The 22,525-nt window shown below is 22.4% G+C and carries 20 protein-coding genes and 2 pseudogenes; 13 read left to right on the top strand and 9 right to left on the bottom strand.

The genetic code is table 4. The annotated features are described in order from the left end of the window. The 3 genes and pseudogenes from T403_RS04480 to T403_RS0102625 all read left to right on the top strand — a co-directional run. A pseudogene (locus tag T403_RS04480) lies at positions 1-279 on the top strand (S8 family serine peptidase); the annotation flags it as partial. Beyond that, positions 266-592 (top strand): hypothetical protein, encoded by a 327-nt coding sequence (locus T403_RS0102630; protein WP_033161276.1) that lies wholly within the window; start codon positions 266-268, stop codon positions 590-592. The pseudogene T403_RS04480 and the gene T403_RS0102630, both read left to right, overlap by 14 nt. A gap of 569 nt (positions 593-1,161) precedes the next feature. Further along, the gene (locus T403_RS0102625; protein WP_156933553.1) at positions 1,162-1,581 is read left to right on the top strand and encodes a hypothetical protein; all 420 of its coding nucleotides are present in this window, start codon (positions 1,162-1,164) and stop codon (positions 1,579-1,581) included. A gap of 353 nt (positions 1,582-1,934) precedes the next feature. Here the strand turns inward: T403_RS0102625 and T403_RS0102620 are convergent, their stop codons facing one another. Together T403_RS0102620 and gltX are read right to left on the bottom strand one after the other, a co-directional pair. Then, positions 1,935-2,309: a hypothetical protein gene (locus tag T403_RS0102620; protein WP_033161274.1), complete on the bottom strand. Its 375-nt coding sequence runs from the start codon at positions 2,307-2,309 to the stop codon at positions 1,935-1,937. Next, complete coding sequence (gene gltX, locus T403_RS0102615) at positions 2,300-3,697, bottom strand: glutamate--tRNA ligase (protein ID WP_033161273.1); 1,398 nt, start codon at positions 3,695-3,697, stop codon at positions 2,300-2,302. The genes T403_RS0102620 and gltX overlap by 10 nt, the downstream gene beginning before the upstream one ends. Before the next feature lie 83 nt (positions 3,698-3,780). Between gltX and obgE the strand changes: the two genes are divergently transcribed. The 10 genes and pseudogenes from obgE to rplL all read left to right on the top strand — a co-directional run bounded on the left by obgE (position 3,781) and on the right by rplL (position 9,259). Continuing rightward, a complete protein-coding gene (obgE, locus tag T403_RS0102610; RefSeq protein WP_033161272.1) occupies positions 3,781-5,043 on the top strand; it encodes a GTPase ObgE in 1,263 nt (420 codons plus the stop codon). Positions 5,044-5,154: 111 nt separating this feature from the next. Beyond that, positions 5,155-5,553, top strand: a complete 399-nt coding sequence (locus T403_RS0102605; RefSeq protein WP_033161271.1) for a hypothetical protein — start codon at positions 5,155-5,157, stop codon at positions 5,551-5,553. 2 nt (positions 5,554-5,555) lie between these two features. Then, entirely contained in the window at positions 5,556-5,915 is a 360-nt protein-coding gene (locus T403_RS0102600) for a hypothetical protein (protein ID WP_169734601.1), read from the top strand. A 183-nt stretch (positions 5,916-6,098) separates the two neighbouring features. Beyond that, positions 6,099-6,272 (top strand): hypothetical protein, encoded by a 174-nt coding sequence (locus T403_RS04445; RefSeq protein WP_156933552.1) that lies wholly within the window; start codon positions 6,099-6,101, stop codon positions 6,270-6,272. Positions 6,273-6,516: 244 nt separating this feature from the next. Then, positions 6,517-7,317, top strand: a complete 801-nt coding sequence (locus T403_RS04650; protein WP_051619103.1) for an N-acetylmuramoyl-L-alanine amidase-like domain-containing protein — start codon at positions 6,517-6,519, stop codon at positions 7,315-7,317. Between the two features lie 22 nt (positions 7,318-7,339). Then, a pseudogene (locus T403_RS04645) lies at positions 7,340-7,606 on the top strand (N-acetylmuramoyl-L-alanine amidase-like domain-containing protein); the annotation flags it as partial. A 188-nt stretch (positions 7,607-7,794) separates the two neighbouring features. Beyond that, positions 7,795-7,995 carry an N-acetylmuramic acid 6-phosphate etherase family protein gene (locus tag T403_RS04245; protein ID WP_051619101.1) on the top strand — a complete coding sequence of 67 codons (201 nt, stop codon included), beginning with the start codon at positions 7,795-7,797 and terminating at the stop codon, positions 7,993-7,995. After that, complete coding sequence (locus tag T403_RS04695; protein ID WP_408631973.1) at positions 7,968-8,078, top strand: anhydro-N-acetylmuramic acid kinase; 111 nt, start codon at positions 7,968-7,970, stop codon at positions 8,076-8,078. The genes T403_RS04245 and T403_RS04695 overlap by 28 nt, the downstream gene beginning before the upstream one ends. Positions 8,079-8,366: 288 nt before the next feature. Next, complete coding sequence (rplJ, locus tag T403_RS0102580) at positions 8,367-8,864, top strand: 50S ribosomal protein L10 (RefSeq protein ID WP_033161268.1); 498 nt, start codon at positions 8,367-8,369, stop codon at positions 8,862-8,864. Between the two features lie 26 nt (positions 8,865-8,890). Further along, positions 8,891-9,259 (top strand): 50S ribosomal protein L7/L12, encoded by a 369-nt coding sequence (rplL, locus tag T403_RS0102575; RefSeq protein WP_033161267.1) that lies wholly within the window; start codon positions 8,891-8,893, stop codon positions 9,257-9,259. A gap of 35 nt (positions 9,260-9,294) precedes the next feature. On the opposite strand, the gene T403_RS0102570 is transcribed toward rplL, so the two are convergent. The 7 genes from T403_RS0102570 to eno all read right to left on the bottom strand — a co-directional run bounded on the left by T403_RS0102570 (position 9,295) and on the right by eno (position 22,067). After that, positions 9,295-13,182 carry a hypothetical protein gene (locus T403_RS0102570; RefSeq protein ID WP_033161266.1) on the bottom strand — a complete coding sequence of 1,296 codons (3,888 nt, stop codon included), beginning with the start codon at positions 13,180-13,182 and terminating at the stop codon, positions 9,295-9,297. Positions 13,183-13,203: 21 nt separating this feature from the next. Further along, a complete protein-coding gene (locus T403_RS0102565) occupies positions 13,204-14,025 on the bottom strand; it encodes an ABC transporter permease family protein (protein ID WP_033161265.1) in 822 nt (273 codons plus the stop codon). Further along, entirely contained in the window at positions 14,006-14,965 is a 960-nt protein-coding gene (locus tag T403_RS0102560) for a carbohydrate ABC transporter permease (RefSeq protein ID WP_033161264.1), read from the bottom strand. The genes T403_RS0102565 and T403_RS0102560 overlap by 20 nt, the downstream gene beginning before the upstream one ends. Further along, positions 14,958-16,166 carry an ATP-binding cassette domain-containing protein gene (locus tag T403_RS0102555; protein ID WP_033161263.1) on the bottom strand — a complete coding sequence of 403 codons (1,209 nt, stop codon included), beginning with the start codon at positions 16,164-16,166 and terminating at the stop codon, positions 14,958-14,960. Before T403_RS0102555 ends, T403_RS0102560 begins: the two co-directional genes overlap by 8 nt. 15 nt (positions 16,167-16,181) lie before the next feature. Beyond that, the gene (locus T403_RS0102550; RefSeq protein WP_033161262.1) at positions 16,182-18,074 is read right to left on the bottom strand and encodes a P68 family surface lipoprotein; all 1,893 of its coding nucleotides are present in this window, start codon (positions 18,072-18,074) and stop codon (positions 16,182-16,184) included. Between the two features lie 264 nt (positions 18,075-18,338). Continuing rightward, positions 18,339-20,261 carry a hypothetical protein gene (locus T403_RS0102545; RefSeq protein WP_051619099.1) on the bottom strand — a complete coding sequence of 641 codons (1,923 nt, stop codon included), beginning with the start codon at positions 20,259-20,261 and terminating at the stop codon, positions 18,339-18,341. A gap of 435 nt (positions 20,262-20,696) precedes the next feature. After that, the gene (gene eno, locus T403_RS0102540; protein WP_033161261.1) at positions 20,697-22,067 is read right to left on the bottom strand and encodes a phosphopyruvate hydratase; all 1,371 of its coding nucleotides are present in this window, start codon (positions 22,065-22,067) and stop codon (positions 20,697-20,699) included. Positions 22,068-22,525 lie beyond the last annotated feature (458 nt).

Below are 22,525 nucleotides of genomic sequence, written 5' to 3'. Positions count from 1 at the left end.
TGAAATCTCGAACATAATAATGAAGAATGATTAAAAAAAGGTGAAACTGAAAAAAGACAAAATAATAAATTTTTTACAGATTTTGATTTATATTTTGAAAAATGAAATGGTTATTCATGAGAAGCGATTAAATCAGTAACGGTTGTAAATAGCAATGTCGAAGTGATTGATTATGATATTAATGAATCTGGAAAATATAGAATAAGAGTTAAAAAATATTCAAATATTTTTGAAAATTCAATAAATGATGTTTTGGCGGTAACATATGTTAAAAATTAAACTTAAAAAAATGTTTTGTTATGTTGGAGCAGTTTTAAGCTTAGGAAGCTTTTGAACTTTAACTAGTTGTTCATATTTAATTGGAATTAAAGATAATAATACAGATATAAGTGTTCAAAATATTAGGGATTTATTGAAAAAATATAAAAAAGAGAATAATAAAAACTTTTTTTTAAATGAAAAACAAATTGATAAATTAAATGATGAAGCTGAAAAAATAATTTCAAAACATTATGATAAATGAAATATAACTAGGAAAATCTTTTATGGTTTTAAAAAAAATTCTTTACCTATTGAAGAAGAAAAAAAATAATTGAACAAAATAAAGAATTTATTTCTTATAAGACTATCCAAAATATTATAAAGAAAGAAAAAATAATTATTAAAAATAAGGAAGAATATGATAAATATTTTCCTTATTATAAATTAAATAATAATTTAAATGATTTTTTTGAAAAATATAATGTAGTTGCATTTTATTTTTCAAGTCCTTATGTTTTATTTAATAGCATTAATCATATTTATCCTAAAAAAACAGGCGATAAAATTGAAATTTGACGTTTTAATTTAAATGATATTAATCTTCACACCCCTAAAACTGGTAATATAGGAATAGACCATATTTATTTTTTCCCTTATGAAAAAAAATATGAAATTGAATTTAAAAATAATGAACTTAAAACTTTAGAATCAATAGAATATTTGTATAAAATTAATGAGGAAAATGAACAACAAAATTAAAAATATATAATATTCAAATTTAAATTTGGAGAATAAAAACAAATAGCATGTGGGAGTTGCATATGCCGAAAACTAAACTTAAAAAATATTTTGCTATGCTGGAATCATTTTAAGTTTAGAGGCGCTTTGATCTTTAACAAATTGTTCTTATATAGTGAAAAAAATATCAAATCCCCCCCATCAGAAAATAAAATTCTATATCCAAGCGATCGTAATTTAAAAGAACTTTTAGAAAAATATAAAAAAGAAAATAATAAAAACTTCTTTTTAAACGAAAAACAAATTAAAGAATTAAATCGTAAAGCACGAGAAATAATTTCAAAACATTACGACATATGAGATATAACTAATGAAAAATTATACGGACCTAAATATTATTTATTAACTAATGAAATAAAAAACAAACTAATCAACAAAAAGCAAGAATTCATTTCTTATGAAACAGTTAAAGATATTATTAATCAAAAACAAATAATTATTAAGAGTTATAAAGAATATAAAAAATATTTTCCTAATTATAAATTAAATAATAATTTAAATGATTTTTTTTGAAAAATATAATGTAGTTGCATTTTTTTTATCTGAAGCGAATACTTTTTTAATCATGTTAATCACATTTATCCTAAAATAACAAATAATAAAATAGAAATTTGACGTTTTAATCTAAAAGATGTTAATCGTTTTACTCCAGCACGTACAAATATAGATAAAGATTATATTTATTTTTTTCCTTATAAGAAAAAATATGAAATTGAATTTAAAAATAACGAGCTTAAAACTTTAGAATCAATGGAATTTTTATTTAAAATTAATGAAGAAAATGAAAATTTTTAAGATAAAAAATTACAATCTAAATTTAATTTTTAAAATTGCTTATAAATAAAAAATAAAAAAATATAAATTAAAAAATCATTTTAATTTTTTATTTCTAATTTTAATTCAAAATCATATGCTTTTTCATTGTTAGAATAAAAACTAGAATATTTAATTAGAAAAATATTTTCATTTTTTTTAAAAAAATTAAGTAAAAATAATAAAATAAAATCACCATATGGTGTTTTTATTTTATTTGAAATCATTTTATTTAGTATAAGTTCTATTTTATTTTCTCCATGAAAAATTAAAATTTTTTCCTTATGAAAATAAATTTTTATAAAGAAATTATTATTAGGATTTAAAAACTCTAAAAAAGTAGTTTGTTTATTTTTTTTTAACTTTAATTGAGAAGTAAACTTAATTATTTCTTTATTTCCGTTATGAGTTTGAATAGAATGAAAATTTATTTTCATTTTTTTAATCTTTCAAAAATTATTTTTTGTCCAAAAAGATAAATACTTGAAGCCAATTCTGGCCCATGCTCTTGATTTGTTATAGCTTTTCTAATCGGCATAAAGAGATTTTTACCATTTAACTTTGTTTGTTGTTTTGTTTGATTTATCGCATTTTGAATGCTTTCAACATTAAAATCACTATCTTTTAAAAAATTTGCAAATGTTTTGATAACTTCATTTTCTTGCTCATTAAATTCAAATTGATTTTCACTTTTTATATCTTCATAAATTAAAAGAGAATTTTGTAAATCATTAAAATTAATTGAATTTTGTTTGTAGATATCAATAAATAAGTTTAATCAATTTTTTTCTTTAGCTGTTATTAATTTTGTCGCTATAAAATTATTATCAGTATTTTTCATATATTGTTTGGAGAATCATTCCATTTTTTTAATATCAAATTTTGAAGGTGATTTTGATAATCTTTTTTCATCAAATGCTTTTATTAAATCATTTTTTGTAAAAATTTCTTTTGCATCTTCACTAGTTCAACCTAATAAAGCTAAAAAATTAAAAATGGCTTCTGGTAAATAACCTGAATTTTTGTAATCTTCGATAAATTGTTTAACACTAAAATCTCTTTTAGATAACTTTTGACCTTCCATATTCGTAATAATAGTTAAATGACCAAATTCCGGAATTTTTCATCCTAGAGCTTTATAAACGCCTATTTGTTTTGGAGTGTTAGTAATGTGCTCTTCACCTCTTAAAACATGGCTAATTTCCATATCATGATCATCAATAACAACAGCAAAATTATATGTAGGAAAACCATCTGATTTTTGAATAACTCAATCACTGATGTCATTTGTATTAACACTAATTTTTCCTCTTACAATATCATTTCAACTATAAATTTCATCTTTAGGTAAATGAATTCTAACTGAATATTCTTTATTTTGTTCTCTTTTTTGTTTTTCTTGCTCAGAAATTTTTAATCAGTTTTTATCATATCTAAAACTAAAAATTCCTTTTTGTTCTTGTTCTTTTCTTTGTTGTGCTAATTCTTCGGAATTATCATAAGCTTTATAAGCGATTTTTCTTTCGATTAATACATCAATAATTTGTTGATATCTAGCAAGTTTTTCACTTTGACGGTATTTACCATATTTAACATTTGGATTAATAGGTGATTCATCAGGAATAATTCCTAATCACTGTAAGTTATTTAACTGGGATTCTTCTCCTCCTGTAACATTTCTAGCTACATCAGTATCTTCAATTCTTAAAATAAAATCACCATTATAATGTTTTGCAAATAAATAGTTAAATAAAGCTGTTCTAGCCCCCCCTATATGTAAAAAACCTGTAGGGCTTGGAGCGTATCTAGTTCTAATTTTTTTCATTTTCTTCCCTATATTAATATTTTTTTTAAAATTTAAAGTATATTATATTATATACTATTTAATTTTAGTATTAAGGAGTGAATATGAAATTTGTTGATGAAGTAAAAATAAAAGTAATAGCTGGGAAGGGTGGAGATGGTATTATTTCCTTCAGAAGAGAGGCTCATGTTGATAGAGGAGGGCCTGATGGAGGCGATGGAGGCGATGGAGGTTCCATTTATTTTGTAGGTCATCCTGGAAAAAACACCCTTTTACATCTTTATTTACAAAAAACAATTAAAGGTTATGATGGTGAAAAAGGAAGAAGAAAAAATCAATATGGAGCCAGAGGGAAAGATGTTTATATTGATGTTCCACTAGGAACTTTAGTTTATGAAAATAATAATTTAATGCATGATATTATTGAACAAAGGCCATATTTAATTGCTAAAGGTGGGAAAGGTGGGAAAGGAAATACCAAATTTAAATCATCCAGAAATACAGCGCCTAAACTATGTGAAAACGGTGATTTAGGTGAAAAATTTGATTTAAAATTAACATTAAAAGTTTTAGCTGATGTAGGTTTTGTAGGTAAGCCATCAGCTGGAAAATCAACTATTTTGTCCCAAATTTCAAATGCAAAACCTAAAATTGCAAATTATGATTTTACAACTCTAGTTCCTCAATTAGGATTAGTAAAATATTTTGATAATTCATTTGTAGTTGCCGATCTCCCTGGACTAATTAAAGGAGCTTCAGAAGGAAAAGGGCTAGGGCATCAATTTTTAAAACACATCGAAAGATGTAAAATAATTGCTCATGTGATTGATTTTGGCTCAAATGAAAAAGATCCTATTAGCGATTTTGAACAAATTAATAATGAACTTTCACAATATAATTTACAACTTGCTAAACGTGAACAAATTGTTGTTGCAAATAAATCAGATTTAGAGCATTTTAGTCAAAAAGTTAATGAGTTTAAAAAACAATTTCCTAAAATAAAAATTGTTGAAATAAGTGCTTTAGAAAAAAATAACATTGAAAATCTAAAACAAATTCTTTGAGATAGTTTATCTAAAACAAAAATTGACGTTTTAGAAAAAACATATTCTGAAATTAATATAAAATTAGAAAATTGGCATGAAATAAAAAAAATTCATGAAGGTTTATTTGAAATTATAGGGCCAGAAATTGAAAAAATTTATCACAAAATTCCTTTAGTTTCTCATGATAACTTAATACGTTTTAATTATCAATTAAAAAAATTAGGTGTTTGAGATGAGTTAGTGAAACTTAAAATAAATGTAGGTGATACAGTAAGAATTTTAGATTATGAATTTACTTGAGAAGATGATTATAGAGAATAAAAAAACATTATTTTTGTGAAATAAAAACAAAAATAATGTTTTTTTAGTTTCAATTTTTATTTGGAAAAATTAGCATCAAAATTAAAAATATAATTTTGATATAATGTTTTTATGAACTCAAGTAAGAAAAATGATAAAGATGTAGAATTTATTTCTAAATTAATTGAAATAAAAAACTCAGTAAATGATATAAATTCTTACATTGCAAAAGAGTTATTAAATAGAAGTAAAAATAACATTTTTATCAATAAAGCTAAAGATTTTTGTTATGAAATTGGTATTTCTCTCAGTGCATTTAGTATTTTTGCTAAAAAAATTAAATTTAATAATGCTGCCGAAATTATTTATATTTACAACCAATCAATTCATTTAAAAAATAAAGAGCAAAAAACTAAAAAGAATTTGATTTTTAAAAAAATAGCTGATTTAATTAACAAATCAAATAAGATTCATTTAATTGGAGTTTCAGGCCAACCGGCATTAATATGGACTTTCAAATTCAACTTTTAAGAATGAATAAAAATTGCATTCATGTTTTAAATAAATATGAACAAATCGGGATAAGTAAAATATTAACTGAAAATGATTTGATAATTGTTAATTCTGTTTCACTTCAACATAAATGAATTGTCGATATTATGGAAACTACAAAAACAAAAATTGTTTTAGTAAGTTCGTGAATGCCCCAACATTTAAAATCTAAAATAAATTATTTTTTCAAAATATCTTCAAATGAACGCCAAGATGGGCTTAGAATTTTTTCAAGCGAAATTAAGGAAAAAACTCTTTTATTTTTTAATAAAATTCTTAAAGAATCAAGAACAGATCCAACTAACTATGATTTTTTAGAAAGAAGTTCATATCAAAATTAGCAAAAAAAAAAAAAAAAAAATAGTTTTTTTTTTTTTTGCTAAATGAATTATGCATTTTAAAAATTTTTTATATATTATACCACATTTTTAAAATATTCAAAATATAAAAATTTTATAAATTATCAAATTTTTATTCTCTTTATTAATGCATAATTTTTATGTAAAACAACCAGAAAGGAGAATATGCTTAAAAAAAATAAATTTAAATTTCTTTTTTTAACAGTACCTATCGTAACTTTAACAAGCGCTGTTTCGTGTGCACAAAATGAAAAAATTGAAAATTTGTATAAAGAAATTGACATTAGTCAATTAAATTCTGTTTTTCATGATGCTTTAGATGCTCATTCAGAGTCTTAAACCAAAATAAATAAAGATTATGAAAAACTAAAAAAAATCATTTGAAAAAACTTATGATGAAATTGTTAAGTCATTCGAAGAACTTGATAAAAAAATTACGTTTGACGAAGAAAAAATAAGTTCACTTAAAAAAGAAATTGAATTATTAAAATCAAAAAATAAATCGTTTTTAAATGAAGAAGATTTATTAAAAAAATATGAAGAAAGACTTGCTGAAAATAAAACTAAGCAAATTTCAAAAGAAATGCAAAAAGAAAAAATAAAGCAAGCTAAAAATGAGCTTGATCTATCACTAGAAATATTTGAAAAAATATTTGCTAATTATAAAAAAGAACAAAAATATTTTGCTTATTTACATAATTCAAATAAAGGTGATAAAAAATATGAATTTAATTTACCAATTATTACAAATGAGTTAAGCTTAAAAATAATTGAAGAATTAAATACAGAAAAACAAAAAGAAGAATATAAAAAAATGTCAACTAATGAGAAAATTGTTTTTTTAAGCGGTTATTTTTTAGAATATTTCAACAAAAAAGCAAAAGAAATTAATAAAGATACTAAAAATGTTTTTGGTGGAATTCCTTATTTTGCAAATCGAATGTTCGGAAATGCTGATAAACAAGAAAAATTAGTTGTTCTATTAAATGAATTTGATTGTTTTACATATTTCGACTACGTAAATGCCTTTTTAATTGATGAGACAAATAGTGAAAAAGGATTTTTGGAATCTCTTGTTAAAACTTGTTATGCTCATTCAAAAATTGATTATTCAACAAGAAAACATTTTTTTACTGATTGAGGTTTTTTTGATAAAGATAGCGAAAATAAAAAAGAAACAATTAAAATTGCTGAAGATTTAGTTTCAAAGTCAAATACTTTTAATGATAAAATAGTTACTATTGGTTCAAAGCGTTTTAAACGTAATGGTAAAATTTCAAATAACACTTTAGCTATAGAAGAAGTACGTGAAGAGGTGCTAAAAGGTGTACCAATTATTGGGCGTGAAATTAAATATATTGACTTGGATTTCATTAATAATTAATTTTTAAAAAAATAATTTTCAGTCAGGTGATTTAATTATGCTTGCAGCTGGTTATTCATTAAATGATTGATTAGATTTAACTCATTGTGGCTATTTAATTTTTAAAGATGATGTTGCTTATTATCGTAATGCATCTTCTAAAAAAGATAAATTATTAGTTGTTGATGTTCCCCTTGTAGAATATATTGCTAATCAAAATTTTTCATCTAAATATAATAGCTCTGAAATTGGAAAGCAAAGAACAATTCCTGGACTTTTAATTTATAGAACATTAGATCCTAAAATTTAGTTAAATTCTGTGAAAAATTAATAGTTAATTTTATGAATAAAGAAATAAATTTTTTATAAACAGAACATAAAAATGAAAGAACTATAAATTTATCAAAATTATTTTCATTAGACATTGTTAAAAAGATTAATTTTGAAGATCAATTAGTAGCTAAAGCAGTAGAAAAAGAAACTGAAAAAATTACTCAAATGATTGAAATTGCCTATAAGTGTTTAAAAAATAAAAATGGTAGAGTAATTTATGTTGGTGCTGGCACTTCGGGAAGAATAGGAATTTTAGAAGCTGCAGAAATTTACCCTACTTATGGAGTAAAAAATAAATTTATAGCATTAATAGCTGGTGGAAAAAAAGCTTTATATACTTGTTTAGAAAATGTCGAAGATATTTAACATTAAATAAACTGCCAGGAAATATCCCTAATGCAACAGGAGCTAAAAAAGCTGTAGTTTTAGGTAAAATAGCTTTAGTTTAATTACTATAAATTTACTTTAGAATTTTATAATCAAAAAAATGCCATTTTTTGGCATTTTTTCATTATTTTTTTTAGTATAGTGAAAAAATAAACAAATCATTAAATTTAATAGCAAAATAAAATATTAAAAAAAATGTTTTCAACTTTTAAAAATTAACTTTTTTGGTAAAATATTTAATGCAATATATGGAGATAATAACTGTATATAAAAATACTTAATTTGTTATTTGAATATATGATCTTTAAATACATTATTGCAAATTAATGAAAAATAAAAAAGGAGGTTAAATGAATTCCTTTAGAGAAGAAAAAGAAAACATCGTTTCTGAAATTAAAGATAATTTAAGTAATTCTTCATCTTTAATTATTGCTGAATATCGTGGACTTAAAGTTAGTGAATTAGAAGATTTAAGAGAAGAATTAAAATCTAACGATATAAACATTAAAGTTTATAAAAATAGACTTTTTAAAATTGCAGCTAATTCATTAGGATATGATAAATTAGAAGAAACATTAAAAGGTCCGAATATTTTTGCTTTTGGAAATAAAGATGCAATTGCACCAGCTAAAATAATTTCTAAATTCGCTAAAAAACATCCTAATGTTATTTTAAAGGGTGGAATTTACGAAAATACTGTTATTGATGCTATGGAAGCGCAAAAAGTTGCAAGCTTACCAAATTATGAAGAAGCACTTACAATGCTTGCGAGTTCATTATTGGGCGGATTGAGACAATTATCAGTCGGTCTAAAAATGTTAGTTGATGAAAATAAATTAAATAAATAATAAAAAAAAGATAGGAGAAATATAAAATGGCAAAATTAACAAAAGAAGCATTTATTGAATCATTAAAAGAAATGTCAATTAAAGAAGTAATGGAATTAGTAGAAGCAATGAAAGAAGAATTCGGAATCGATCCTTCTGCTGTTGCAGTTACAGCTGCTCCTACAGAAGCTGCTGCTGAAGCTAAAAGCGAAGTTAATATTACTTTAAAATCTGATGGTGGACAAAAAGTTCAAGTTATCAAAACTGTTAAAGAATTATTAGGATTAGGATTAATGGAAGCTAAAAAATTAGTTGATAGCGTTCCAGTTATTATTAAAGAAAACGTTAAAGTTTCTGAAGCTGAAGAAATTAAAGCTAAGTTAGAAGCTTTAGGTGCTGAAGTTACTTTAGATTAATTGATTTTATATATTAAAAAAGAAACCAATAGGCTTTATTGGTTTCTTTTTTCTTTAATTTTTCTATATAATATTTTGTTTAATTTAATAAGAGGAACATGAGTTGTTTCATTTTCATTTTCATAATCAAAATTTATAATTCTATTATATTCATTTAATGGTAAAACTCAATAATAAGAATCTTTAAGTTTAAGATAATCAGAAACTATTCATGATTTTTTCACTCATATTTTTTGAGCAAATTGGAAGAATTCATCATTTTCATTTTGAATATTATTAGCTAATTTAATATATTTCTTTAAAATACTTTTAATAGCTTCATATTCCTTTAAATAATGTGTTAAAATGGTTTCTCAAGTTCATTTTTCGCTTGGTTCTTCGAATTCTAAAAGTTCAAATATGTAATTATAATCTTTATTTCTATCAAGTAAAGTTAATAAAGCTGCTTTTTTATCTGGATTATTTAAAATTTCATTTAACTTTATTTTATTTTTTTCTAAATCAATTGTTGAGTCAAAAACTTTAAAATGACTTAAAAATTTTTCAAATATATCTTCATCATCAAATGTTTCGGTCTTATTTTCAACATAAGAATTTAAATTTTCAAGTATTGGATTAAGAGCGTTTAAAACATCATTTTCACTAAATTCTCTAACTAAACTTGGAGAATTAGAAATTTGTTTTTCGATATATTTATTTAGTTGATAATTTAAATTATCTATTAGTCTTTCGATATATATATTCATAATATTAAAATCATTTATTTTTCACATTTTTTTAATTTTAAAATTATTTTTTGTTAAAACATATTTATCATCTGATAATGTTTTATCATTCTTATCAACAATATAAGTTTTTATAATTCTTTCTAGGTTATTGAAAAATGTTGCATATTCATTAAAAAAAGTTTCCCAATTTAAATCTATTTTTTCACGATCAAGAATATCATCGGATATATTTTGAATAAAAATATTTTTTATTTGTTCATCATTTAAAATATTTTTTAATGAAATTTTTTCACTTTTTTCTAATTTTATTGGATTTGTAAATGTTAATATATTTGTAATTTTTTCAATTATTTCAGCGTGTGAAAACATATCTTTGTTATATATTGATGAATTAAAGATAGAAAAAATATTTAATTTTTTAATTGCTTGTTCATCGTAAACAAAAGATATATCATTATTTTGAGATAATTTTTTTTCAATTTCGGAATTTAATTCTAAAATTCAATTTCTCTTAACATTTTTATGTCTAATTAAAAAAGATAATTTTTCTTGATATGAATTTAGCAAATAAATATCATTTTTTTCATAATCATTGAAATTTTCATAGTCAAAAACGGATTTATTTAAATTTATTAAGAATTCATATTCATTTACATCTCATTTAGAATTAATTCAAAAATTATCGTAAAATTCAATGTATTTATTCATTTGATCACTTGGATCTGAGTTATTTATTTTGATATTTTTTTCTAAAATTAAAATAACTTTTTTAATCATTTCATTTTCTTTAATTAAAAAATCTTTTCAGTTATTTGTTTTATGATAGTTTGGTGATAACGAATTATTAAGCAGGTTTGTAGTTTCATTTAAAATACTTTGGTTTGAAATTAATTTATCTAATGAAATTTTCTCAACTAGTTTTTTATTATTATCTATATTTAAAATTTCAATTTTGAAAAAATTTTCAATTTCTTTTTTTAATGATTGTTTATCTTTTACATTTACTGAATTTATATTTGATAAAATTTTCAATTCACTAAAATCATTTTTTGTATGTTCTAATAATATATTTTGTTCTTTTGCTTTTTGTGATTTATATTCTTTAATATTTTTATTAACTAAAGAAATTAATTTATCCAAACTATGAACTGGGGTTCTTTTGAAATCATTATATTGAAAATTATCGAAAAATCATTTTTCAAAAAACTTTTCTATTTTAATAAAATCACTTTTATCTCATATTTTTTTTATTCTAAAAGCTTTAAAATCCACAATCCCAATACTAATTGGATTACTATTAAAATCATCATTTACAACGTATTTATTTAAAATTTCTAAAATTTCATTTTCTTCATCGTTGTATATTTTTAGAATTTCATCAAAATTTAAATAGTTTAATTTTGATGAAAACGAAATATTAATATTTATATTTTTAATTTGTTCTAAAATGTTTTTATTTTTTTCTAAAAACAATTCATTTAAAGATAATGGTGGTGTATTTAAAGTTGTATTTTCAATTAAAAATTTAGAATTTATATTTTCTTGAATAGTGTAATTTTCCCCGATAAAAAAGTCAAGTATTTTAAAAATATTATGATTGTATAATAAAGTAATTTTTTCATTTTCAGTTAAAATATTAGAAATTATATTATTTAAATTTCTGTATAAAATTGCATTATTTTGAACTTTAGTAAAAATTTCATTTTTGTTATTAAAGAAACTATTTATTTCGGAAGAATAATTAAAATTATCAACATAATTTTTTTTATTTATTACATCTAAATAATATTCATTAAAAAAGAAATAATTAGGATTATTTTTATTTGTAATTATATCTATATAATCTGCAAAAAAGTAAAAATCTTCTATCTTTCAGTGAGATTTAATTTTTAAATTTTTTATATTGAGATATTCTACATTATTTTCTAATTCATCAGAAACAAGCGATCTAACAATGTATTTATTAAAAATTTCTTTTGCTTTCATTTCAATTTTTTTATAATTCTGAATAAAATCTTTTCATGATTTGAATAAATTATTATTTTTTCAAAAAGGATAAAATTCATTATATTTATCTAATTTATTTAAATCTATTTTTTTAGATAATTCCTTAAAAGTGATGAAGCTTTCATTTGTATCATCTATGGGATTTAAAATTTTAATTTCATCCAGTGCATTAAAAAATGAATCTTCGTTAAAATCGGATGAATTGAAATCAAATTCAATAAAAGAACTTCTAATCCTTTCTATTGGAACTATGATTTTATTTGAAATTTCATAGTAACTTAATTTTTGCAATTCATTTTCACTAATGCTACTATTATTTATTTTTAGATTAAAAATTAAATCAGATAAATAAAATTTGGGTAAAAAAGTAATTTTGTTGTTTTCAGAAAAAAATTCTTTATTTTTTGTTTCTAATCAATCTATGTCTTTTTCATCCCAAGAATAGTTTATTCATCAATTATTTAATGCAAAACTATTTTCATAATTTTGAGAAACATATTTTTTTCATATGTTTTTGAAATGATTAAAAAATTCTTCAAAATATTTAATAAATTCATAATTAGCGTTAATATGATTTTTTAATAATTCACTTCATGTTCGAGATGTATAAAACGATGGTATTGTTGCACCATTCATAATTTTTTTAATTTTATCGTCAAAATTAGGTAAAGCTGTTATCTCGTTTAATGAATAATATCTTTCATTATCTCTAAAAGAATCAATATTTTTTTCAAAAAAATTAATTTTTAATAAATCATCAAAATTTATATTAAATATACTTAAAATTTTTCTTAATTTATCATTTATTAATTTTTCTTTATCTAAAGATTTAAAATTTTCTTCTATACTAATATTGAATAAGTTTTCAAGCTCATTAAATTCTTTAGAATTTAATTTACTAAAAAAATTTAATAATTCATTATTAAAAAAAATATTATGATAATTTTTTTTATCTTCTAAAGTTAATACTTTTGTTAATTTTGGATCTAATACATTTTCACTAGGAGGGGTAGAACTGTTAGCAGGGGGGGTAACACCAACATTAGGAGGGGTTATTTCATCAATTGGAGGTTTAGTATCGCCATCATTAGTTTTTGATTTAGAACATGATATAAATGTCGCGATACTAGCAAATGATGCAATAGGAGCTAATAAAAGAATTTTTTTTAATTTTTTATTTTTTTTCATAAAATCACCTTTTAATTTATTTTATTTACTTAGCTGTTTATTTATAAAATTAGAAAAAATTAAATAAAAAGCATATGGGATACTAAGAGAAAAGAAAGCGCCGGCAGCTTGTATATTAATAAATGTATTACCTAAGCTGGTTTGCCCTAAATTTTTAAATCATAGTGTTATATTTTGTTCTTTAAAACCTCTTAATAAAAAATTCGGTCATAAAAAATCGTTTCAAACATTTATAACACTAAAAATAATGATTAAAAAATATGCCATTTTTAATTCATTAAAATAAACTAATCTAAATTTATCATATCAACTTAGATTATCATTAATCATTAATTTATATTTTTCACTTTTAACTTTATCCGCTGTTTTAAATAAATATTTTAATAAAAAATAACTAAATATAGAGTTTGTAGTTAAACTTATAGGAAAAAAATTACTATTAATTAAGTTTAATTTTAATAATGTATTTTTTAGCCCTAAATATAAACTAAATTCAGGGATGACACTTATTAATAGAATTAAAAATAAGAAAATTTGTTTTAATTTAAAGTTTAGGTTAATTAAAACAACTGTAGCAGCTATTGAAACAATACTTCTAAAAATAATCATAACTAGTGCGGTTAAAATTGTTAATAAAAAAGCATTTTTAAAATTACCATCAAAAATTTCATAATAATTAGAAAGATTAGGATTAAATTTAAAAAGTGGAATTTTATTATTTAAAAATTCCTCTTTAGTTAAAAAAGAAAAAATTAATAAATAATAAATTGGAAAAAGCAAAATTAAAACTAAAAAGAAAAGTAGTAAACTAATTATTAAATTTTTAAATATTTTTTTTATCATACTTAAAAAATCCTATAATTTTTTTAAATTTTAAAAGCATTTGCATTATCAGTAATAAAAATAATATATATAACATACTTATAATGCTAGAAGAAGCAGCTTTTTCAAATGATATGTCTAATGTATCATTTAAGGGCGAAAATTTATTATAAATATAACTAGATAAAGTGTGGCCTTGAATTTCTTCTAATCTATAATCAACAAAAGCTGAAGGAAAGATAAAGAAAGCAAAAATTAGATTTGTAGTTAAAATTACAGAAAAAGAATTTTTAATTTCATTAAAATAAACATATTTAATTTTGTGATATAAACTTAAGTTATCGATTTTAATATTTTTATAGTATTTTTTAATTGCTTTTTGAATTGAAAATGAAAATAACACAGTATTAAAAGGAATAGCTCTTCAAATTTGGAAAAATAAATAAAGTCATAAAATGCTTATTTTATTTTCACCTCTAAAACTAAAATCAGAATTAAAAATAAATCTGAAAGCAATATTTTTTTCACCAAATAAATAAATAAAAACAATTCCTATTGCGAAACTTGAAACAAAAAATTGTGAATAAATCGCAGTTGTTCAAAAGTTACGTGTAATCTTTGAACTAATACTATTTAATATAATTGCAAAAAACAAAGAGAATAGTAATGCAATTGGTGTTGCAACAAAAAATAAAATTGTTGAATTTGTTAATGCTTGATTAAAAATAGGATCTTTTACAACATCTTCAAAATTTTTTAATCCATAATTATATTCTAATCTTGATATTGGATTATATATTCTTAATGAATCATCAATAGTATAAATAAGTGGTAAGAAATTAAATAAAAATAAAAACAATAATAAAATTAATAATGAAAATCAAAAAAGTGATTTATGAATGTTAAAATTTTTAAATTCAAATTTTCTTTCATAAAGAAAATTTTTCTTTTTTTTATTCATGATTTATATAAACTCTTTTTTCTGTTACTTTATCAAAAATTAATAAATCATTATTTTTATATTTTAAATTAATATGATCGTTTAATTCGAAGTTATTGCTTTTTATAGCTATTTTTGTTCTTTTATCACTATTTTGTCATTTAACGTCATAAAGTCATAAATCACCAATTAATTTTTTATCAATAATTTTTCATTTTGGCTCATCTGATTTATGAACAATTAAATCACTATTTCTTAAATAATAAAAATATTTTTCATCTTCATGAATTAAATTTATCTCTGGGAATCCGATAAATTTAGCAACAAAAATATTTTGTGGATTTTTATATAATTCAAAACTATTGCCAATTTGCTGAATTTCGCCATCTTTTAACACTAAAATTAAATCACTAATTTTCATAGCATCTGTTTGATCGTGTGTAACAATGATAATAGATAAATTATAAAGTTTTTGAATTTTTTTCAATCAATCAATAGTTTGCTCTTTGATTTTAGCATCAAGCGCTGAAAAAGGTTCATCCATAATAATAAATTTATTATTTTTAATAATTGATTTTGCAAATGCAATTCTTTGTTTTTCACCACCTGATAATTGATGTGGTTTTTTATTAATAATTTTTTCAATTTCTAATTGTTTAACAATACTTGTTAATTCTTTATTAAAGATATATCTTAATCTATATCTATTTAAATTTTTTCAAAAATTTAAATTAAAAAGAAAATAAAATTCAATTAATTTTAATTGAATTTTAATTTTCAAATATTTTTTTTCTTTAATGAAATTTTCGATTTTATTAATCTTGTTTAAAATAATTTTTTTATTTTTTAAATTTAAAACTTCAATAAATTTTTTTCAAAAATCTATTTTTTTTGAATATTTTCAATTATATGAATTTTTAGCACTAACATAAATATTTTCTTTACCAGAAACATTATCATATAAACTATGATTTTGCATTATATAGCCTATTTCATTAATTGATAAATTATTTTTAACTTTAACATTCTTATTTTTAATAAAACCCGCTATTAAATTTAACAATGTTGTTTTACCTGAACCTGAAGGTCCTAAAAAAGTTATAATTTTCTTTTCTGGTAATTCTAATTTATCAATTTTTAAATTTATTGAATTTTTATTGTATTTGAAGTTTAAATTTTCAATAGTAATTAAATTATCAAAATTAAAATTTTTATTTTCCATATTTAAATAAATTAATTATTTAATCTTAACTAAACCTAAAATATGTTCTAAAGCTTTTTCTGATGTAACTTCCTTTATATTTGCATTTTTTTTAGTTGAATCTAATAATCAATCCTGAATTGATTTTACCACTTCTGATGATTTAGAATCTAAAGAGTATGTATTATATAAACCAATTTTTTCTGTATTTTGATAATTTAGCGCACCTTTTAATGTGATAATAGCAGCTCTTAAATTATTAATTCTAAGTTCATATTGCTCTTTATCTTCTTTTTTTGTATTGCTTTCCTTAATTTTTTCTTCATACATTTTAATTTTATTTTCATATTCAGTAACTTTTTCTTGTTTTAAGAATTCATTACTTGGAACTATATATGATGAACTTTCAGCAATGTAATCAGCAACATTAATCATTAAATTTGAAGATAGTTCAGAATCTTGAATTTGACCTTTAAATAAGAAATTTAAAAAGTGCTTTGTAGATTTATCATATCTTTCATCTCCGGTTTTAATAGCAATTAAATTAGATCCACCTTTTTGATATGTTTCTATTTGATCACTGGCTCTATTTTTGATTACTTGTCCTTCGTAGTAAACATCATCATTTGTAGCAAAAGTTTTAAAGAGATTTTCATTAATTACAATTTCGCCATTTTCATTTTTTGATGTTGCAAAAAATGATTTAGAAACTGGTGATTGCACTGTTTGGTTAACCCCTACTAATGGTGCATAAGCTATAGCAGTTTTAAAATTTCTAATATCTCATGATGCTCAATCAGTAGCTCCGTTTGCAGCATATCTAACATTAAAGAACACTTGTGATTCTTTAGCATTTCCATTTTCATCTTTTTGATTTAAAGTAGTTTTATTAACTGTTTGTTTGATTTCAGATTTAGCTGAAAATTTGCTAAATAAATCTTTAAATTTATTTTGAAAATCAGTATCTTTTTCAAAATTGTAATTTACTAATTTTGGATTTTTTTCTTTATACTCTTGAACAGTTACTAAATCTTTACCTGTTTCATTTTTTAAAGCTTTAAAAAATGCATCTTGTTGATAGTCAATTGTAAAGATAGTAGCATCACCTTCTGTACCTGTAAAATCAATATCTAATCCATCGTAAAACTTCTTAGAAAATTCTAAAGTTGTTAAAATTCCTTTAAATGTGTTGTCATTTACAGTTAATCCATTATAAACAGTATTGCTTTTTGCTTTTAATTTTTTAAATAAGCTTTTTTCTGAAAGGGCAGTTCCTTTTGTTATAGCTTCCATTGATTTTTTATAAATATTTGAATTTTCATCAACTGTTCCACCATTATTTTTAATTAATGTAAGTATTTCATACATAATATCTAAGTTAAATACTAATGCATCAACATCAGTTACATCAAATGGAATGCTATAAATTTTATTAGGATCTAATCCTTGACCTGCAAGTTCATTATGAGCTTTTAAAATTCTTGGATTAAATAAATCTGGTTTAATTACAGTATCTGAAATATCTAATAGTGAATCATACTGATGAGCATTAAATGCGGCAGCTTGATTTCCTAAAACTAAGTTATAAATTAAACCTGGATGTGAATTATTTTTTAATTGTGATAATAATTGATTTGCTAATTTTACTTCTGAATGCTCAGCTTTTGTAGTATCTGAAAAAAGTAATTCAACATCAAGTAAATCTTTGTTTTCATCTTTTTTTCTTTCTTCTGGTAAATAAACATTATTATAATATTTAATTACAGGAGCTAACGATCTCATTAGTGGTCAAATATCACCTTGTGCAGTTGCTAATTTAACTTTAGGCTCAACATTTTGTGTCCCACAAGAAACAACAGTACCTACTGCTGTTATTGTACTTAGCATAAATAAAGTTTTAAAAATATTTTTCTTTTTAAAAATTTTCATAATTATAAGAATTTATTTTATTATTAAATTTGGTATTTCAATTTAATAAAATTTTTTAAAATTTTCCCTTCTTTTTGTATTTTATTAATTTATTAATTATATTGTAAAGTGACTATTTATAAAATAAATAGCTTTATAAATTATAAAACAAAAAAGGAAAAAAACTAAATTTTAAAATTATTAGAAAAAATTAAAACTAAAATAAATAAAAAAAATATACATATTTTACAATTTAAAAATTATTAATATGTATATTTTGTATTTTTATCTATCAAAATAGAAAGTTAAGTCAAATTCACGAATAGAGTTAGGTTCTGTAGGAACGTCAGTCGTATATCAGCCTCCTCATTTTGCACCACTATAAATAACTTTTAAATAATCATTATTATAATGCGATCTAATAATTCTATAGTTTTCATTTATAAATTTTCTTTGTCTTCTGCCTCTTACTGAAAAGAATCATTTTTCGGTATCAATTCAAACTCTACTTAATGGTTTTTTTATCCATGATATTCAATCTCAAGAATATAGCGACCTCGATCTATTGTTAGTTAAAATATAAGTGTCGCCATTATCTTCAACAAAGAAAATAGCTTCAGATTTAAAATCATAAAAGAATTTATAAGGATTTGCTCTTTTATTATAAGATCAACCACTTAATAATGGGGAATAAATACTTCCGTTGTTATCAACTCATTCTAATTTAATTTCAGAAAAATGAGTCAAAGCAGCTCTTTGTGTTAAAAATGAAAAATCTGTTTTATCATTTGCAATTTCAAGAAATAATTCTTCAAATTCACTAGTTACTGCACCTTCAGCAATTAAATAAAGTCCTTGATCAGTAGAGTTAGTTCTTCTATAAATTCCACTTTTATTATTTGGGAAAATTAATGAAGATATTCTATATCTATAACTTGTTGATCTTTTATTTTGTAAACCAGTATTTTTAGCCATTGGTACTAAAAATCATTTTTGCTCTGGATGATTGTTTGTCGCAACATGAGACATTAATTTAAAAACCCCAGCGACTGGTGTTTTTATAGCGGTTAGACAATATGATAAATCATCACCGCTAGTTTTATTCATAACTATTCTTTCTTGAGTATCATAATGGAAAATAAAATTTGGTAAAACACCATTATTTGTTCTGTTTTCATATAAACTCGTTACTTCATCTTTTTGTGTTTCTTCAACATATGTAAAAGAATGTTTTGGCATATTGTAACCATACATTACAAAATTTTTACCTTTATTATTGGTTAAATAAAGTTCAAGATTTTGATATTCTTTACCATAACTAGGCGCAAGTAAAGGGATTTTATCTCAAGAATATTCATTTGTTTCTTCGAAGATACATTTATCTAATGGTGAAATATTAGAACTATTTGCAATATTTGTTTTTAAATTATTTGATACGCTACTTCAATCTGGACAAGCAAATGCATAAGATGCAGAAGCTCCTTCACTAACATCAGCAACATTAGCAGTTTGAGGAACAGATAATCTAAATGGTGCAACTGCTTGTGGTGTTCATGGATTTGGATTAGCATGTGTAGGTAGTTCTACATAATGTTCATTTAATATTTCAGGCTCATGAATTCTTGTTGTTTCAACTACCCTTCCTGCGGGGTGGTGAACATGAGTAGGATCGATAGGAACAGCATCTACTCTTCATGCAGATCTAATTGAAGTTCCTAATACTGGTCCATCTGAGAATCATTCTCTTTGATATGAAAAAGATGTTCTAAGTGCATTAAGTCCCATTCTAGCCATATCATAATCACCTGATTCATAAGTAACACGATCTGTTCTAATGATATCAATTAAATTTTCACCCGTTCCTCTAGCGTTATAGAAATGATCATCAGCTCTAACTTCGTATAAATAAGCTTCACGAGGATGTTGTGGTACATAAGCTCTAAGTCAACTACCAAAAAATCTTATAGCGGCTGTTGGTGTATCTGAAAAAGATACAAAATAACTTTGACCAAAGTTAGTAGAAACTATATGCTCAAAGAAATTTCTCACATTTCCAAGATTCCTAAATCCTTCTCTAAAAATTACATCTGGTGGTCTTGTATCCACTCTATATACATATTGCGGTGGTGTAGGGTCAAGTAAAATCGGATGTTTGTTATTGGATTTTTCTAATGAACCCATCATTTGTTTTAAAATATTTTTTTTCACTTTTCTCCTTTTTTTGTTTTTTTGGAGACTTATTATAACAAAAAAGTAAAAAAACAATAATATTTTTTTTAAAAATTTTTGATTTATTTTTTTTAAATATAATTTTTATTTATAATTTTTAATAAAATTTAATTTTTTTTGATGAATAATTTATATAAAAAACATTAATTAGTTTGAATTAATTTACGAATTAATTTTATTTAACTAGAACTAAAATAAAAAAATTTATTTTTATAACAAATAAATGAAAACGAAAAATAGTGTAAAAATAAATAATAATATAAATGTATAATTATGTTTTCTCATCAAAAAACAAGAAAACTTTTTTTTTAATTGTGATAAAAATTAAAAAAATAGCAAAACAAAAACCCTACAACAAAAATAATTTTTAAACATTAAATTTGTTTGTAGAGTTTTTGTTTTTATTATTTTATATTAAACATTTCTTTTTAAATTATGAAATGTTTTTTCTCCATCATAAGAAGAAATTTCACCCAATTCTTCTTCGATCGCTAATAATCTATTATATTTAGCAACTCTATCAGTTCTAGATAATGAACCTGTTTTTATTTGTCCAACGTTTAAAGCCACAGCTAAATCAGCAATAGTAGTATCTTCTGATTCTCCAGAACGGTGAGAAACAATTGCGCTAAATCCTGCTTTATGAGCTAATTCAATTGCATCAATTGTTTCGGATAATGTTCCAATTTGATTTAATTTAATTAAAATAGAATTAATAGAATTTTTTCTAATCGCTTCTGATAAAATAGCTGGATTAGTTACAGTTAAATCATCTCCCATAATTTGATGGGTTTTCCCAAATCTTTGATTAAATTTATGAAAACCATCTCAATCAGCTTCTGCAAAACCATCTTCAACTGAAATAATTGGATATTTCTCAAATAAATGAGCATAATATTCTACTAATTCATCAGTAGTAAATTCTACTTTAGCTTTGATAGAAGCAAAATTTTTATCCCCAGATTCGATTGCTGCTTTTAATTTTTTAAATACATATTTTTCATTTTTTTCATCATATAATTCAGAAGCTGCAGCATCTAACGCTATAGCTACTGCATTAGGTCCTGAAACAGCTGGATTATACCCTGCTAATTTAATAGCTTTTACTAAAAAGTCTAAAGCTTCTTCGTGTGATGTTAAATTAGGTGCAAATCCTCCTTCATCTCCCACTTGTGTCCCATGATTATTTTGTTTTAATAATTTAGCTAAATTATGGAAAATAAAATTAGCAACTTGTAGTGCTTCTCTAATAGAATTTGCACCTAGAGGCATAATCATAAATTCTTGAAAATCAATGGTATTAGAAGCATGTTCACCACCATTTATAACATTTAACATAGGTACAGGTAATTTTCTAGCGTTTGTTCCACCAATATATCTATATAATGGTAGATCTAATTCATTAGCAGCTGCTCTAGCTACCGCTAGTGATACACCTAAAATTGCATTAGCTCCTAATTTTTTCTTAAAATCTGTTCCATCTAACATAATCATTTTATTATCTATTTTTCTTTGATTAGTTACTTCCATCCCGATAATTAAAGGTGCTATTTTGTTATTAACGTTATTAACAGCCTCCATAACTCCTTTACCACCAAATCAATTTTTAGCATATTGATTGTTTTGATCTCTTAATTCTAAAGCTTCTCTGGTTCCAGTAGAAGCTCCTGAAGGTACTATTGCAGAACCAAAGCCACCTAATTCGGTTCTAACTTCAACTTGAATAGTAGGATTACCTCTCGAATCAAGAACTTCTCTTGCATGAATATTAGTTATTAATGACATATCTTCTCCTTAATTAAAATTTTTTAAATTATAACAATTTTTTTATCTTTTTATTTTATTTATTGTATATTTTTTCACAAAGACTTGAACAGCAAATTGTATACTATGATTGATTGATTTTTTAGTTCTTGTTTTTGTTATATTTAAAAAAACATAAAAAATAATGGATTAATATAATTATGGTAAAGGAATTTTTTTAATTCTTAAAAAAACAAGCAAATAAAAACAAAACTAATAATGGTAATTTAGTGTTTACTTTAATATTAAACGCTAATTTAGATTTATTTTAAATTGCATTGGGTAAAATGAAAAATGAAATTTTTACAAATGCATATTCTGAAAACAAAGAATTGTTATTTAAAAATATTTTATATTTATTAGATATAAGAAACGAAAAAAGTTATTTAAGTGTTTTTTAAAAAAGAGTTGAAAATTTTGTTTAGAAATAAAGATTTTTT

The sequence above is a fragment of the Mycoplasma collis ATCC 35278 genome (assembly GCF_000701825.1).
In the GTDB taxonomy this organism is placed as follows: domain Bacteria; phylum Bacillota_I; class Bacilli_A; order Mycoplasmatales; family Metamycoplasmataceae; genus Mesomycoplasma_A; species Mesomycoplasma_A collis.
This window is presented reverse-complemented; position numbering and strand designations above follow the sequence as displayed.